Annotated in this window: 16 protein-coding genes; 9 read left to right on the top strand and 7 right to left on the bottom strand. The window is 49.8% G+C overall.

Translation table 11 applies throughout. The annotated features are described in order from the left end of the window. The first annotated feature begins 42 nt into the window (after positions 1-42). The 5 genes from IV54_RS05215 (at position 43) to IV54_RS05235 (ending at position 3,279) form a co-directional block, all read left to right on the top strand. A complete protein-coding gene (locus IV54_RS05215; RefSeq protein WP_057878344.1) occupies positions 43-756 on the top strand; it encodes a helicase C-terminal domain-containing protein in 714 nt (237 codons plus the stop codon). Beyond that, the gene (locus IV54_RS05220; protein WP_057878345.1) at positions 756-1,448 is read left to right on the top strand and encodes a hypothetical protein; all 693 of its coding nucleotides are present in this window, start codon (positions 756-758) and stop codon (positions 1,446-1,448) included. Before IV54_RS05215 ends, IV54_RS05220 begins: the two co-directional genes overlap by 1 nt. Further along, entirely contained in the window at positions 1,445-2,380 is a 936-nt protein-coding gene (locus tag IV54_RS05225) for a sce7725 family protein (protein WP_057878346.1), read from the top strand. The genes IV54_RS05220 and IV54_RS05225 overlap by 4 nt, the downstream gene beginning before the upstream one ends. Positions 2,381-2,453: 73 nt before the next feature. Next, positions 2,454-2,711: a hypothetical protein gene (locus tag IV54_RS05230; RefSeq protein ID WP_057878347.1), complete on the top strand. Its 258-nt coding sequence runs from the start codon at positions 2,454-2,456 to the stop codon at positions 2,709-2,711. 13 nt (positions 2,712-2,724) lie between these two features. Next, entirely contained in the window at positions 2,725-3,279 is a 555-nt protein-coding gene (locus tag IV54_RS05235) for a helix-turn-helix domain-containing protein (protein ID WP_057878348.1), read from the top strand. Positions 3,280-3,618: 339 nt separating this feature from the next. On the opposite strand, the gene IV54_RS05240 is transcribed toward IV54_RS05235, so the two are convergent. Next, on the bottom strand, positions 3,619-4,659 hold the full coding sequence (locus IV54_RS05240) for a lactonase family protein (protein WP_057878349.1): 1,041 nt from the start codon (positions 4,657-4,659) through the stop codon (positions 3,619-3,621). A gap of 140 nt (positions 4,660-4,799) precedes the next feature. On the opposite strand from IV54_RS05240, the gene IV54_RS05245 reads away from it, so the two are divergent. Further along, complete coding sequence (locus tag IV54_RS05245) at positions 4,800-5,249, top strand: hypothetical protein (RefSeq protein WP_057878350.1); 450 nt, start codon at positions 4,800-4,802, stop codon at positions 5,247-5,249. A gap of 57 nt (positions 5,250-5,306) precedes the next feature. Here the strand turns inward: IV54_RS05245 and IV54_RS05250 are convergent, their stop codons facing one another. The 3 genes from IV54_RS05250 to IV54_RS05260 all read right to left on the bottom strand — a co-directional run bounded on the left by IV54_RS05250 (position 5,307) and on the right by IV54_RS05260 (position 8,395). Then, positions 5,307-6,887, bottom strand: coding sequence for an APC family permease (locus IV54_RS05250; protein WP_057878377.1), 1,581 nt, complete (start codon positions 6,885-6,887; stop codon positions 5,307-5,309). Positions 6,888-6,985: 98 nt separating this feature from the next. Continuing rightward, positions 6,986-7,693, bottom strand: a complete 708-nt coding sequence (locus tag IV54_RS05255; RefSeq protein WP_057878351.1) for a VIT1/CCC1 transporter family protein — start codon at positions 7,691-7,693, stop codon at positions 6,986-6,988. Positions 7,694-7,708: 15 nt separating this feature from the next. Continuing rightward, entirely contained in the window at positions 7,709-8,395 is a 687-nt protein-coding gene (locus IV54_RS05260) for a VIT1/CCC1 transporter family protein (RefSeq protein ID WP_057878378.1), read from the bottom strand. A 271-nt stretch (positions 8,396-8,666) separates the two neighbouring features. Between IV54_RS05260 and IV54_RS05265 the strand changes: the two genes are divergently transcribed. Together IV54_RS05265 and IV54_RS05270 are read left to right on the top strand one after the other, a co-directional pair. Next, the gene (locus tag IV54_RS05265) at positions 8,667-9,170 is read left to right on the top strand and encodes a Fur family transcriptional regulator (RefSeq protein WP_057878352.1); all 504 of its coding nucleotides are present in this window, start codon (positions 8,667-8,669) and stop codon (positions 9,168-9,170) included. Positions 9,171-9,401: 231 nt separating this feature from the next. After that, a complete protein-coding gene (locus IV54_RS05270; protein WP_057878379.1) occupies positions 9,402-10,433 on the top strand; it encodes a peptidoglycan recognition protein family protein in 1,032 nt (343 codons plus the stop codon). Positions 10,434-10,837: 404 nt separating this feature from the next. Here the strand turns inward: IV54_RS05270 and IV54_RS05275 are convergent, their stop codons facing one another. The 3 genes from IV54_RS05275 to IV54_RS05285 all read right to left on the bottom strand — a co-directional run bounded on the left by IV54_RS05275 (position 10,838) and on the right by IV54_RS05285 (position 13,627). Then, positions 10,838-11,632, bottom strand: a complete 795-nt coding sequence (locus tag IV54_RS05275) for a YibE/F family protein (protein WP_057878353.1) — start codon at positions 11,630-11,632, stop codon at positions 10,838-10,840. After that, the gene (locus tag IV54_RS05280) at positions 11,629-12,747 is read right to left on the bottom strand and encodes a YibE/F family protein (protein WP_057878354.1); all 1,119 of its coding nucleotides are present in this window, start codon (positions 12,745-12,747) and stop codon (positions 11,629-11,631) included. Before IV54_RS05280 ends, IV54_RS05275 begins: the two co-directional genes overlap by 4 nt. Positions 12,748-13,201: 454 nt before the next feature. After that, a complete protein-coding gene (locus IV54_RS05285; protein ID WP_057878355.1) occupies positions 13,202-13,627 on the bottom strand; it encodes a universal stress protein in 426 nt (141 codons plus the stop codon). Positions 13,628-13,841: 214 nt separating this feature from the next. Between IV54_RS05285 and IV54_RS05290 the strand changes: the two genes are divergently transcribed. Further along, the gene (locus IV54_RS05290) at positions 13,842-14,726 is read left to right on the top strand and encodes a hypothetical protein (RefSeq protein ID WP_057878356.1); all 885 of its coding nucleotides are present in this window, start codon (positions 13,842-13,844) and stop codon (positions 14,724-14,726) included. Positions 14,727-15,180 lie beyond the last annotated feature (454 nt).

Genomic DNA, 15,180 nt, shown 5'->3' on the forward strand with positions numbered 1-15,180 from the left:
TACATATTATATGTACGAAGGCATTTCATTTACACAAGATTCTTGACGCTACCGGACAGCCTGGCCTATCAACTCACCTCACCATTCAAGCCCCAGCATCAGGCAATCTTTGTCACGAACTACATTCAAACAACTTATAAACAACGAGATGCTAACCTGGCCAATATCCTGCTGGCCATCAAAACCCTCGTCGATGGTAAGACCGGAAACTATCTGATTTTCTTGCCGTCCTACCACTACCTGCTCGATGTCAGCCAAGCCTTTGCGATGGCGTACCCGCACTTAAAAACCGTCGTCCAACAGGCGCAAATGGCCGAGGCCGATCGAGCTGCCTTTCTGGCAAACTTCGCGCCTAATCCCGACTCGACCCTGGTAGGCTTCGCCTTACTGGGCGGCATCTTCGCGGAAGGGATCGACCTCAAGGCCGATCGACTGATCGGCGTCGGTGTCGTCAGCGTCGGTCTCCCCGGTATCAATACGGAAACCGACTTACTACGAGACTACTTTGACCAACAATCACACCAGGGATTCGCATTTGCCTATCAACTACCTGGTCTGAACAACGTCTTCCAAGCTGCTGGTCGCCTGATTCGGGGGTCTAAGGATGTTGGAATTATTCTCCTTATGGATCAACGTTTCAGTAGTCCTCGCTACACGCACCTGTATCCCCAACACTGGCAACATTTCCAACGACTCTACCGGCCGGAACAACTCACCAGTGCCGTTCATAATTTCTGGCATCCGGAGGTGTCATGATGAAAACAAAATTAACCCTTGAACTAGAAAGCACCCTCTACGCCTACTGTCGCGAAGCCGGGGCCTTTGCCGTCGAAGAGGTCACGATGCCCGACGATCAAGGCATCGTGGATACCCTGAGCTATCAAGAACTTCCGAGTGGCGACATTGAGTGGCGGTGTTATGAACTCAAGGTTACCAAATCCGACTTTCACTCCAAGGCCAAGCTCTCGTTTGTGGGCCACTATAACTATTTCGTTTTGCCCTTAAAGCTCTATCAGGAAGTCGCCGACGAGATCCCCGCTCATATTGGGGTGCTGATTTACCGACCTTTCAATAAGGAAATGTTGGCAACCGCCACCGAGGCTCCCAGTACACCAGGGTACTTGACCGTGGCCCGTCCGCCCCGTCGGCAAGACCTTCAGGTACCAGAATCCGAATTGACCACTCGGTTCATTGCCTCACAGGCTCGAGAAGTTGGTAAGGCCAAACAGATGGCCACCGGACTCAAACAATACAGCACCGAGCGCCTCTATCAGGAACTGAAAAAACGCCACCAACACTATGACGTCTACGATCCAGAGGCCAACTTCTACGACCAGTTCATCGACGATACCCAATCGACCGCGGTGACGGCCCTCCAGAGCGAAATTGACGCCTTAAACTTAGAACGCCACGATCTTCAGCAACAACTCAAGGAGCAACAATCATGATCTATTTTCCTTACTTTCGGGGGCGCCAGTATGACCTACTGGCACTAAAAAATATTGCCCAGCAACACGCTCTACCACCGAACATCATCCCCATTATCGAACCCGTTCGCGACATTCGGGCCTTGCCCCAAACCGTCGCGGCCTTTGTGGAGCACGATCAGCCACTGGTCGTCATTGCCAATCCCACCGTCAGTGACTACGCCCTCACTCAGCAAAAGCTCTATGATTGGCGGTCATACGCCGATAATCCCAATCTCATTGTGGGTCACATTCTGACGCCCACCATCATCCCCGAGGACTTGCAGGCAACGCCGGATCACCAAACATTACTGGTTGCGCGCCAATATGACGAACTCCTGGCGGCTAGCCATGCTGGCTGGCTGGACGCCCCCACCCACTTACTCGTGCCACCAGAAGCTAGGATTCGCCGGCTACTGACGCGACCTAGCGGTAGTCTATTTGACCATGCCTGGCTACCGGAACACGATCGCAGTTACGCGGATATCACCGATGGTTTCTTCAGTGAAGACTGGCAGCAGGCCCGCCTCGACGGTTATACCAGTATCAGTGACTATACGATCGGTGGTGCCCACTACAGTGAACACGGCTATCCGGCTCGCGCCGTGACCCTCCACCTGACCTACTTTGCCGGTGACCAACTCCGCATCCATCGATTCGTCTCCGACGATCGCGAGGATTTCCGCCATCCCAAGGAGAAATTCTTTCAGGCCGTCGCCAAACTTGCGGCCTGGTTACCCGCACAACCAGCTGCTGTGCAAACCCCTGCAGCGTTGGCATTGGCCGACTATCACGTCACCCAACACTTCCCAGGACTCGGGGTGGTTAAACGTCTCAGTCTGGAACACCACCTTCAAACGATGGCCACCTACTTTAAAACCACTATCCTAACTAAAAGCCAGCAGAATTTTTAAGATCTTCCCCCTAAACGGTTCACCCCCAACGCGACGTGCTATACTGAACTTATTGGGGAAAGGGGAACGTCATATGAAAATTAATCGGGGAAATTGGTTACATCTGCTAGGCTACAATAAGGCCACCCAGCGTTATTCCAAATGGGGGCAATTACTGGTCTTATTATTCTGGCCAGTTGCGGTTTTAGATACCATCGTGTGGGTTTTCGGAGAAACCACCTGGTGGGCGCTTTTAATTAACGGGCTGGCTATCCTCTACACGTTACTCATGGTGCCAACACTAATTGTGAATATCATTCGAAATGCCTACCGTGAAGATAAGCAAGACTAAGGGGATAATCGGTATGGATTTGGGCAAGATTCTAAAATCCGCGCGTCACAATCGCGGGCTAACACGGCCAGAAGCCGCCAGAAGTTTGGCAGTTTCACCACTGACTGTGACCTTATGGGAAATCAATCTCGTAATGCCTACGCCAGCCATGATTCAGCGACTCGCAACCGTTTATAAGTTCAACGTCACGACGCTTCAAGCCTTCATGGCGCAAGCTCAACGGCCGCAACTGGAAAAGACCAGCAATCGTTTAATTCGTAATGGCACTGTCATTGGCATTAGCCTGTTTCTATTAACGGTTCACCTGGCTTGGTTCCTTAAGGTACTGGCCATTGTCAGTATGCTTGGGATCATCTTGTATCCCTTTTTGTCTAAGCCAGCGGCCCATTCCGCGAGTCAAATCAAGTCAACTTTGATTGGCGTCGTCATTATTCTAATTTTGATTCCAACCTTCTGGGGTGCGCCCAGCTTAGATTCCTGGGGCTTTCTCATCGCTGAAAGTGTCTTCTTCGCGTTATACAAGACTTGGCATCTCATGCGAGGCGTTGGACGAAAACATCAATATTAAACAATCATAGCGTTTGGAAGGGCCTAACGGCCTTCTCAAACGCTATTTTTAAACACCTAGATTTGAAAAAAGACGTCGTACAGTTATCTTCAAGATAATTGCACGACGTCTTTGCATTTGCTTTTAAACTAATATCAGCCGCAGGGCTGGTGAAAATGAGCCCAGCCGTGGGAGTTTCCTTAGTGACGAACCTTGTCACTTAGGAAACTGCTAGGTTTGAGACTCGCAGAGGCTCGAACCTAAGCACGGAGACCGCTCTTCGGCTCCGCGCGTGCGCCCACAGCGTTCCGGTCTCATTTCCACTAGCCCGGAGGCGCTGATAACACATCTACCTAAAAACTAGGCAGGTAAGACACAAACCCCTTCGGGAACCATAAAGTCCTTCTGAACTAAGGTTAATTGACCACTCTGTGCATCACGGGTATACAGGGAAGCATTGTCGGAGTTTTGGTTAACAACGATGACAAACTTCTCATCATGCGTCCAGTTGAAGTCTCGTGGGAAGTCACCTTCCGTTGAGATATTCTGAAGCCGCGTTAATTTCCCTTCATCGTCAGTGCTAAAGACAGCCAGAGTGTTTTGACCACGGTTAGACACATAGAGGAAACGACCATCACTGCTCAAACGAATGGCAGCGGAGCCGTTATGTGCGGTCCAATCGTCAGGAATCGCGGAAACAATTCCCTTAACCGTAAATTTACCGGCAGTGGCATCGTAAGCTAACGTCGCAACATTGCTACTCAACTCACCCACCAGGTAAGCCACGTTCTTGGAGGCATCAAACACGATGTGCCGTGGACCAAAACCAGCAGGCATTTCCAACGTGCTAACAGCCGACAACTTACCATCGTCGGACACGTCATACAGGTAAACCCGGTCGGTTCCCAAATCGCAAGCCACTAACCGGTTGTCCGGTGTCAGGTTGGCAAAATGTGGGTGTGGCCCGTCGGCTTGTTCTGGCGCTGGACCAACTGGATCATCGTCCACAACCTGGTCCGTCTTCAATAGCGTGCCATCATCGGCAATTGCGTAAACCGTGACCGTTCCCCGATGGTAATTTGCGGTGTACACCAGTTGACGATCTTCATCGACGGCAACATATGCCGGTGAGGCCCCATGGGTGAGCACTTGTTGAATGGCCCGGGGCTTTTCTTCGGAGACATCATAGATGATTAATCCACCCTGTGTCTGGCCATCAGTTTCTTTCTTGTTGATGACGTACAAGCGTTTGGCATCGGCTTTAGCGATGTAAGTTGGGCTACCTGCTGAGGCCAACCACTCACAATCAGTGAGTTCTGGCTTCTTGGTATCCACACTTACCCGGTAAATTCCGCGGCTAATCCGCTTGGTGTAAGTTCCAATATAAAAATCTTCCGTCATTGTGCTACCCCTTTCAACTTACCAATATCTACTTCCAAGTATAGCACAGCTGACTGGTATACACCGAAGAAGTCTCTGGTCAACCGCGCAATTTACCGGTACAATAGGAGTAATTTGGTTCAGAAAGGACTCACTTGAAGATGTCTAGCTTCGAAGGTTACCACCCGCTTCTCACGCCCAGTTTTCGTTTCGACTGGCTCACCCAATTTAAATTAAAGAACGTGGCCGCCCTGACCAGTCAGGACTTAGCAACTGCCGCCGACTGGGTCAATGCGACCATGCATGCAACCATGAACCGCACGGCACTGACGTGGGGCATCGAACGGCGGCAAACCCACAAACTCATGGGCTGGGGCGGTTTCACCGACCTTGAGATTCCGGCTCACCGCTGCGCACTTCAGGTTGTCGGCCCTAAGTTCACTCCCACCGACCAGGAAGAAATCTTACGACGGCTGATTGCCTTTGGGCACGATGAATTACAACTAACCAAGCTCACCCTCGTTGACGATCATCGCTTAGCCAAAACAGCATTGACCGCCGTAGGCTTCCAATATGAAGATCAGCAGTGGATCTGGCGCGCTCAACATTAAACCCTAATACACGAAACGGGCATCAACTCTTCATTGAGTTGACGCCCGTTTTTAAATTTATTCCGTTTCTTCAACACGTCGATTTAGTTCCTGGGCAATCTCAAAGGATTCACTCTGATAACCGTCATGCACCCCAAGATAATAACAAACCAGACTTCCCAGCGTCACTGCCACAAAGTCCAGTGGGTATGGGAACCAGCCGTGACCACCAAACTCGTGACTGCCCACGGCCGACATAATGGTGAGCCAAATCATTTCGGCCAGCAACCATCGACTGCCCTTCAGGCTAGCTCGCAAGGCTGTCCAGCCGGCAGGTTGTCGGAATTCATAGTAGACGTAACAGATAAGACCCAAGGCAATGACACCGAAGACCTCAATCGTCGTCGGCCACTTCGCCCAGTAGATGGCGAGGCTAGCCAGTACATAAGCTAAGGGTGCCCACAATTGCAGGCCCCACAACCGAAACGGTCGACTAAATTCCGGCGCATTCCGCCGCAGCGTCGCGACCGTCACGGGGCCCGTCAGATAGGCAATCAGGGTCGACGTCGAGATCACATTCGACAAGGCACTCCAATTCCGAAAACCAGCCACGAGGACGACCCCGAGAACCATATTGACGATCATAGCTCGCCGTGGCGTCTGATACTTCCGATTCAACTCACCCAGCTTAGTTGGCATGTGCTTGGTTCCAGTCATAGCCGCTAAAGCCCGGCTGGTAGTCGCCACGAAGGAAACCCCGGTCCCAAACGGCGACACGAAGGCGTCCAAATAGAGCAACGTCGACAGCCAACCCAAGTTCATCAGAATTGCCAGATTAGCGAACGGTGACTCAAAGTTAACCCCCTGCCAACCGTGAACCAAATAGTGTCCCGGAACCGCGCCAATAAAAGCAACCTGCAACATCGTGTAGATCACCGCACTGATACTGAAAGCAATCACGATTCCCCAAAGAATGTTGCGTTCAGGGTGTTCGATCTCATTTCCCATGTTGATCGTGGTCTGAAAGGCATTGTACGAGAAGATAATCCCCGCAGCCGTCGTGGCTGAGAAGATGGCCGCACTCCCGTTAGGCATGAAGCCCGCGGTGTGGCCGAAGTTCCCCGACTGAAAACCAGTTGCCATGAGCACGATAATTGTTAACGTTGGAATCCCTAATTTGAAGATGGAGATAAAACTGGTAAACCGCGTCAGCAATTTAACCGACCAGAAATTCAACAGCGTAAAGGCCAGAATAAACAGGAAGACAATGATCAGACCCTGATTCGTGATGTCGCCATCTTTCAGGAACCCCCGCGTCCAGTTGGCCCAGGACCACGGCCAGGAACTCATGTACTGCACGGCGGCCACAGCTTCAATCGGAATAATCGTCAATAAGGACAACCAATTGGCCCAGCCGGCAACGAACCCCAGCAAGGGGCCGTGAGAGAAAGCCGCATACTGGCTCATCCCCCCACTCGTGGGAAACATGGTCCCTAATTCAATATAATTCAATGCGATCAGGCCAATGATGACGGCCCCCAGAATCCAAGATAGGATGGCAGCCGGACCGGCGATCTGGGCGGCCATACCCGCACCAAACAGCCAACCCGAGCCAATGATGGCACTCAGCGTTAGCATGACTAAAGAAAATAAACTCATCTTGCGCTTCAACCAAAATTCCTCACTTTCAAAAAAAGATATTGGCCCATTGTACACTTGGTATCTGGCAATGTGCTAAGAAAGCAGCAATAGTTTACTTAGAATAGTTGCCCCACATAATAGTGAATAAACATGGTAATAATCCCCACAATAACGTTTCTGATAATGGCTGTCTTAACTAACCCGTGTCCTAATTTAGCACTCAGAAACCCAGTCAAGGCCACGGATAAAATAACGGCGATGATGGTGGCGGGCCACTGCCACGTCACTGAGAACAGGGTCATCGCGATCAACGGAAAGGTACCCCCTAAGCCGGCGGCAAAGAGTGACGAAAAGGCCGCATCCCAAGGGTTCATGTAGTGACCCAGTTGAATATCATCCTTAACGTTGACGACCGTAGCCAAGGCATCCTTTTGCATCAAGTCTTGGGCGATAGCCAATGACGTTTCGGGGGTCACCCCACGTTCTTCGTAGAACTTTTGCACAGCGGCAACCTGATCGTCGAAGTTGGTTTCGAGCAACTTGGCTTCCTGCGCTACCGCTGATTTTTCCGTATCCTTTTGCGTGCTGACGGAGGCATACTCTCCTGACGCCATCGAAAAGGCACAGGCCAACAGGTCCGATAGGCCGGCAATAAAGATCGTAAATTGGTTACTCGTCGCAGCCGCCACACTGAAAAGTACCCCAACGACGGTCAAAATTCCATCGTTGGAACCCAGGACACCGGCGCGCAAGGTATTTAATTTTTCATCCATCGTTTGATGTTGCTTTTGCTTTTTAACAGATGCTTGTTCATTCGTTGCCATGATTGATTGCCTCCCCTATGCAAACAAGTGTCCGATGCCGTAAGTGACCAGCATCGTCAAGATTCCCGCAATCACGTTACGCCGGGTCCCGTGCCAGCGATCGGCATTCCCCAGAATTGCGGCGACATACCCTGTAATAGAGAGGGCGATGATCACCGCCACGAACGTTCCAGCAATCCGCCAGTTCTTCGGCAACAACGTGATCGACACGAGCGGCAAAATTGATCCGGTTGGAAATGAAATCATCGACGCAATCGCCGCAGAGAAGGGATTGGTATACTCCCCAACATTGAAGCCGAAGCGTTCGCGCACCGTTGTTTTTACGGGATCCTCGGCCATCATTTCCTTCGTCGCCTGATCAGCTAGCTCCGGCTTGATGCCCGTCGCCACGTACTTGTCGCGAACAAAGTTATATTCGTTATCATAATCATTGTCTAACGCCACCGTTTGGGTTTCAATCGCCTTACGTTGTGCGTCCTTCTGTGTATTGACGGAGACGTACTCGCCCATCGCCATCGACACAGTCCCCGCGATCATCCCCGCAATCCCAGAAATAAAGATGGCGAAGCTACTGGTTGCGGCACCCGCAACCCCCACGACGATTCCCGCCACGGAGAGGATCCCATCATTGGCACCCATCACACTTGCCCGTAATACGTTGATCCGTTGGGCCAACGTTGCTGGTTTCTTCTTTCTTGTCATCATTCTCTGCCCCCAGATATGTCTTAATTTCAGTTTAACACTCTTAGAATTAAAAGTTAGGTGAGATTAACATTCCGTCCCACTTTAGAATTATTATTAACTAAATATAAATTCATTGTACGCTCATTTCGGCAAAAGTAAATCACTTGTTTCAAACGCCGACTCGTGACCCATCACGACTTCTTCTGATAAGCTTTTAGCTGGCTATTCACGCAAAGTGTGGTTTAATAGAGGCAAACTAGAGTGATTATAAATTAAAGGAGGGATCAGCATGGCTAATCAGACCCAGTTACTCGACCAAGCCTTACAAACTTTGAAGACACACCACGTGCGCGTAACACCCCAGCGGCAAGTCATTTTGACGTATCTGGTAACGCATCACAACCACCCCGCGGTGGAAACGATCTTTTCGGCCCTCACGGACCAGTTGCCTAACCTCAGCATGGCCACGGTGTACAATACGTTGAATCTCTTTGTGGAACTCGGCATTGTGATCGAGCTTCCTAATGACAACGGTGGTCTACGCTACGACTTCTTCGGTCGTCCCCATTATCACGTTATCTGTGAAAATTGTGGCAAAATCACCGATGTTTTTGCGCCGGAATTTCCAGAAATTGAACGTGCGCTCAATCAGGCAGCCAGCGATCAAACAGGTTACCTAGTGACTAGCAACCACGTGGAAGTCTACGGTATCTGTCCAGAATGCCAGCAGAAGTTACACCTGAATACCGGTAACTCAAAATTGGCTGCAGACCAGGCGAAACCGCTGTCATAGCAATGTTACAGCCACATTACAGGTGTCGTTAAGTTTTAATCTATTTGAAAACACCTCGATCAAACCCCGATAGAGTCATTATTACCATCGTAATATTACGGTGGACACCCCATCAGCCGGTTGTCTGGGCTAAAATTTATGGTTATAGTTGATAGCGAAGAATATCGACTGAGCAACCGGTCATCCGGTTGTGTAATGACTAAAAAGATTTGAGGGATGATCAGGGTGAAGATGCACAAAGTAGTTTTAACGGCTCTGGCTGTTTTAGGGGCGACGGGAGTTCTTGCCACGTCAACCACGGCCAATGCCAGTTCCAAAGTAAACGATTATATTAGTAGCAAGAACATTGGTCACGCTAAGGTGACAAAGTCCATTTGGAAAGGGTTCCCTAAGTACAAGTACCGTCATGGTAAGGGTAAGCCCGAAGGTGTTGTCGTTCACGAAACGGCCAACCCTTCTTCCACACTGACTAACGAAGTCGCTTACATGAAACGTAACTACCAAAACGCGTTCGTTCACAGTTTCGTGGATGCTTCTAAGATTGTGAACATCGCGAACACGGACTATCTCGCCTGGGGTGTCGGGTACCCTGGTAACGCACGTTTTGTTCAATTCGAACAAGTTGAGGTTCACAGTAAGAAGGCCTTTGCCAAGGAAGTTAATAACGCTGCCTGGTACACCGCCTACCTCTTAAACGAATACAACTTGAAGCCTAACGATGCCGCTTACGATGGCAAAGGAACGGTTTGGTCTCACTCATCCGTAGCCAAGAAGCTCGGCGGGTCCTCACATACCGACCCAATCGGTTACTATGCTGCTAACGGCCGGAAGTACTTCGGTCAGAAGTACACCATGGCTGCCTTCTATCAGTTGGTTAGACAGTACTACAATGACATGAACATGAGTCATGTGAAGTTGGTCAGTGCTACTTACACTAACGTCAACAAGCAAGGTAAGTTAAGTAAGAAGTACAAGAACTTCCGCATGTACAACAAGTTAAAGGGTGCCGCTAAGAACGTTAAAAAGGTTAGCTGGTCAAAGATCTCACCTAAGGTTGGCAAGACCTACTACATCGACCAAGTCGGTAAAAAGTACAAGTCAACCACTTGGTACCGTATCCGGCCTTCTAAGAACAGCAAGACGCGTTACTGGGTCTACAGTGGCAACTTAACTGGAGTCAAGGACGTCGAAACGGCGACTGCCACAGCTACTTCTGCCAGTGCATCTAGCTCTTCTGCTAGCTCCTCAAGTTCTAACAACTAGTCATTAAACCAAAGTTCGAATAAGGATGTTGCCTCTCTAGCCGGGGGTAACGTCCTTTTTATTTGCAAATAACTCAGGTCGCCTGCGGCCACCAGACGCCACCCTGTGAGGCAGACCTGCAGCCTGAAGGGCGGTCTTCAGGGCAACCTTGAACCTCGAAGAACACGAGTTTCAAAGTTGGCCTGTGCTCTAAGTCGAGAAAAAACCTCGACTAAGACCACCGACACGGGGTTCTGTCTGGTGTCCTCCGGCTGAGATCATGATCATTTTTGGCAATCGAACATTCCCGCTTTAAGGGCGCAAAAAGCCACAAACCATTCTTGTTAATTGAATAGTTTGTGGCTTTTGTAATTCATTATTTCAAACTACCATTGCGATGGATAAAAAATTTTAAGAATCTCCGGCTATTTCTGATCATCCTTTTTTGCCGTAACAGCAGCCTGATGACGCCGTTGACCAGTTACCGCCCGGGCCATGACCCAGGTGGTGATGGGCACCGTCAGAATCACACTGACCATGGCAAAGAGAATCATCAGGATTTCCGCGACGAAGACCTTGTCATTTAAGATTTCCCCAAATGAGTAGTGCACGCCGGTAAACCAGATGAACAGGGCCAGAAAGCCACCGAAAAAGCCAAAGAACAAGGTATTGAAGGTTGTCCCAATAATTTGCTTACCCACATCGATGCCATCCCGTAGGAGGCTCTTAGTGTCCACCTGAGGGTGTTGTTCGAGGATTTCGCCTAATCCTGCGGCAATCGCCATAGCGGCCTCTGCAATGGCTCCTAGAGTGCTTAGAATTGCCGTGGCGATGGCCACCTGGGTAAAGCTGACCCCAACCAGAACGGAAAGGCCCTCAAGGTCCTCACTATCTTCGGGACCGAATCCCTGGGCCATGGCCCAATGTTCAACGGGAACGATCACCAGGATTAGCCCCACCAGCACGATGGCTGAGGCAATAAAGGCGACCGTACTGGACAAGTCATCCCCGCTACTCATGAAGATCGTCAGGGCCAACACCAACAAGCCAACCACTAAGGTCACCGTCAATGCTGGAAATTGGAAGGCAACTAACACCATTGCCAGGAACAAGAGGCCAAAGTTTAGGATTAAGGCCAGGAATGATTGAATCCCGGCCTTTCCGCCAACCAAAGCCATTAATAATAAGAGAACTAAACCTAACACACTAATGGTGCTCATAGCGTCACCTTCTTTGTCATCAACCGACTGGCCAGAAAACTAGCCAGTGGTACAGCCAGAACAATTCCAATCCCACTGATCAGGCTTTGAACAACCCCCATCGACATATTCATCGCAAAGGTGTAGCCCCAGCTATTACCATTCCGCAGATACAGAATCCCCATTGGAAAGGTATCCGCCACAAAGATAAAGAAGAGCACATTAATTAATGGCCCCATAATGGTACTCCCAATCTGGCGACCAGATTTAAAAATTTGAGCCGCACCCAATTCCGGACGTTCCCGCTTCAACGCAAATAGTGACGAAATAATATCTGTCGACTCATCCATGACGGCCCCCAACGACCCCAGTAGTGTTTCCGCTAAGAACAAGGGCCGGGGAAGTTGCGTGACATACTCCATGGCTTCGTAGTACATCCCCTTCTCATGGGTGAAGTGAAAGACCAGCAATGCAATCAGTAAGGCTAACGCAGTCCCACTGAGTGTCGTCATCAGCGTGATGAGCATTTGCCGGGTGGCGCCCAGTACCAACCACAAGGTTAGCGCGGCGAAGACAATCGCCAGGCTCCCAAAGATCCAGAGAACTCGTGCTCCTTGCGTCGATCCATTCAGAAAAATCGCCAATAGGAAGAGGACCCCATTTAAAGCCACGCTGAGAAAGGCCATGAACCCACTGAACTGCATGATCAGTAAGAGTAACCCCACGACGACCCAGAGCATCAAGACCAGCGGCCCATCCCGTTTCAAATCTTTCACAGTCCCACTTAAATCACCGTGATGGTGATGCAGAGTCACGAAGAGTTGGCTGCCCACGCGATAACGTTGGTCCATTGCTTTGGATCGCGAATAAACATTGTTCAGGACGATCGTCTTCCCGGCATACTGCCCGTTTAAAATTTTCCCGGTCAGAATCTGTTTCGTCTGGACATCCTGATTATGAAAATCATCTTCCACTGTGGTTCCCGATCGCGTCTGAACCTGTGTGACCCGGACGATCGGTTCGTGATACCACTGGGCGTTATGCTGGGTCACCCAGACGAGGAGGCCCCCGACGGCAATCACCACCGCCCAGGCGACCAGCATCGTCGTCCGACTTTTATGTAATCTTTTTTGCATATTCCCTGTCCCTTCTCAACTTGCCGTGTTATCATTCAATATAACACTCTTTCAGGGTGGGCTTCTCCTTCCATATAAACTTTAATAAAATCACAGTAATCCCTACTCTAGCAACCTTGCTAGGGTGTTAATCATCAAGGATTACGCTGGAAGCCTTGCATTCCCTGAAAAAAAACAGTACAATAACAGTCGATTGTTATTTTAATTAAGCGAGGGTTCATACAATGAGAAAAGCACATCCAAATGGCGTACAAGGCCGGCGGAAGGTTAACCGTAAAAAGGACCGGAAGCGCCGCGACGACATTTCAAACTTACAACGTTGGTTAAAAGATAAGAAGTAGCCATACGTTTTGACTGAAAAGAGACCGGAATTTTCCGGTCTCTTTTTTTATGCGCCAAGTTTGAAACACAAAAGGGTCTAGGATTTATCCCAGGCCCTTACCTAATAATCTATTTAATCAACGACCAAGACACTGGTCTCTGAGTGGTGCACCACGTAACTCGTGGTTGAGCCCATGATGGCCCGCCCTAATCCGTGAACCCCCGAACGGCCAATAACCGTCAAGTCAGTGTGGAGTTTCTCCGGAAATGTCTGCGCGATGGATGGCTTAGCGAGACCCGTCATGAAGTGGGTTTCAACAGGAATTCCCGCGTCTTTAACTTCTTGAACGGCGCCATCTAAGAATTTGGACGCCGCCTTCTTAAAGTGTGTCACAATCTCATTACCAAATTCCGCGCCATAGTGGGCATATGTCTGATCACTGGCGACGGCCACGATGAACAATTTGGCACCCAGCTTTTGCGCTAACTTAATAGCCTCATCCAAAGCAGCATGGGCATTCTTACTCCCATCCATTGGTACTAAAATGCGTTTATACATCATAACCCGTCCTTTCCATAGTAAACCGTATATGTGGTATCGCTTTCAACAACTTCATCATATCAGGAAAAAGCCCGGTATGGAAGCCTTTTGAGCCATTTATCACGAGACTCTTAGAGAGCATGATAAAATGTTAGCCAATTCTCATTCTCGCTTTTTATTCGGATTGTGGTAAGATGTATCAAGTAAATTAATTAGAGGGATGGATAACATAATGAAGAAGCTTTTGTTGGGCACCCTGGGGTTACTCGCACTAACTCTCGCCGGCTGCTCAAACGACCAACTAACCACCAAAAAGAGTAGCTACCGCCCAACCGCTTTGACCGCTGTTATCAAAGGCACGGCCAAGACCAAGCGCGTCAACTACCAAGTCGATAATCAAGCCAAGAAGTCCGTCGCCGTTAAGGGTGGCACCTACTTCTTCCAAGTTCCCACATCCACGACCAAACAATCGGTCAAGATTAGTGCGGGTAACACCAAGAAGTCTGTAACCGTCTACCCGGTTAAGTCTCTGGGTAACTACAAGAAGTTTGCGGCTAAGTACAATCAGATGATGATTGCCAGCTACCTGCCAACCAAGACGCAAAAACAGCTTCAACAGGCCCAGAAGACTCAAGCAACTGCCAAGAAGAAATTGGCAGCCTTGGCGCAAACGGACCCCGCAGCAGCCGCTGTTGCCGTTCAGCAACAACAAGCTGCAGCTAAGAAGCTCCAAGCCAAGATGGCCACAGCCAAGCACCAGGCCAAGGATGAGCTCTTGCCTACCACGGCTAAGGACGGCCTCAAGAACCTGGTTGACACCAAGTACACCACGGTTCGGGCCAACGTTCAGGATGGGAAGCTGATGGGATTAGCCTTGATGACCCCTATTAAGCAGATGAAGGAAAAGACCGGGCAAAAGAAGTTCGGGACGACCTTCGCCCTGTTAGGAACAACGTTGGACACGGAACCTAAGACGGTGATGAAGAAATTCAAGAAGGTTTTGAAGGACGCTAAGAAGAACAGTTCTTCCACAACCACCAAGACCATCACCTCTAAGGGCATCAAGTTCAACACCGGTTTCTCAACCGATACGCTCTACATCTACATGACAAAATAACAACTTAAACGCGTCCGCGAAGCCTATAAACTTCGCGGGCTTTTTGTTTGCGTCGAAATTCTCATTCCGTAGAAGATAGTCATTTCCCCGCTGGTCCCTGACCCATAGCTCAGACATACTTCTATACAACTCTCCCTCATCCCCCTCAAATCGCTACTGCGGCAATCACTCAGCCGAAGGCCACCAGTCTAGCCCCCTGTGTCGGTGGTCTTGGTCGAGGTCCTTTCTCGACCTAGAGCACGGCCAACTTTGAAGCTTGCGATTTAAGCAAGGTTCAAGGTTGCCATGAAGACCGCCCTTCGGCTTCAGGTCTGCCCCACAGGACGGGCTAGTCTGGTGGCCGCAGGCGACCCATTTAATCTCTTAACCAGAGTCAGAGCGGAAATTGAGATTACAAACTGAATAGACCAAACTATTCGTGTCTAAGCACAATCATTTTTATCCCACCCATTGA

The sequence above is a fragment of the Levilactobacillus paucivorans genome, from assembly GCF_001437125.1.
Taxonomy (GTDB): Bacteria; Bacillota; Bacilli; order Lactobacillales; family Lactobacillaceae; genus Levilactobacillus; species Levilactobacillus paucivorans.

Excerpts from the sequence above, each read along its gene's own strand:
- IV54_RS05270 (WP_057878379.1), top strand. The coding sequence starts at position 9,402 with ATGCACAAAGTAGTTTTAACGGCTCTGGCTGTTTTAGGGGCGACGGGA.
- IV54_RS05265 (WP_057878352.1), top strand. The coding sequence starts at position 8,667 with ATGGCTAATCAGACCCAGTTACTCGACCAAGCCTTACAAACTTTGAAG.
- IV54_RS05235 (WP_057878348.1), top strand. The coding sequence starts at position 2,725 with ATGGATTTGGGCAAGATTCTAAAATCCGCGCGTCACAATCGCGGGCTA.
- IV54_RS05245 (WP_057878350.1), top strand. The coding sequence starts at position 4,800 with ATGTCTAGCTTCGAAGGTTACCACCCGCTTCTCACGCCCAGTTTTCGT.
- IV54_RS05280 (WP_057878354.1), bottom strand. The coding sequence starts at position 12,747 with ATGCAAAAAAGATTACATAAAAGTCGGACGACGATGCTGGTCGCCTGG.
- IV54_RS05255 (WP_057878351.1), bottom strand. The coding sequence starts at position 7,693 with ATGGCAACGAATGAACAAGCATCTGTTAAAAAGCAAAAGCAACATCAA.
- IV54_RS05225 (WP_057878346.1), top strand. The coding sequence starts at position 1,445 with ATGATCTATTTTCCTTACTTTCGGGGGCGCCAGTATGACCTACTGGCA.
- IV54_RS05220 (WP_057878345.1), top strand. The coding sequence starts at position 756 with ATGAAAACAAAATTAACCCTTGAACTAGAAAGCACCCTCTACGCCTAC.
- IV54_RS05290 (WP_057878356.1), top strand. The coding sequence starts at position 13,842 with ATGAAGAAGCTTTTGTTGGGCACCCTGGGGTTACTCGCACTAACTCTC.
- IV54_RS05230 (WP_057878347.1), top strand. The coding sequence starts at position 2,454 with ATGAAAATTAATCGGGGAAATTGGTTACATCTGCTAGGCTACAATAAG.
- IV54_RS05250 (WP_057878377.1), bottom strand. The coding sequence starts at position 6,887 with ATGAGTTTATTTTCTTTAGTCATGCTAACGCTGAGTGCCATCATTGGC.
- IV54_RS05260 (WP_057878378.1), bottom strand. The coding sequence starts at position 8,395 with ATGACAAGAAAGAAGAAACCAGCAACGTTGGCCCAACGGATCAACGTA.
- IV54_RS05275 (WP_057878353.1), bottom strand. The coding sequence starts at position 11,632 with ATGAGCACCATTAGTGTGTTAGGTTTAGTTCTCTTATTATTAATGGCT.
- IV54_RS05240 (WP_057878349.1), bottom strand. The coding sequence starts at position 4,659 with ATGACGGAAGATTTTTATATTGGAACTTACACCAAGCGGATTAGCCGC.
- IV54_RS05285 (WP_057878355.1), bottom strand. The coding sequence starts at position 13,627 with ATGTATAAACGCATTTTAGTACCAATGGATGGGAGTAAGAATGCCCAT.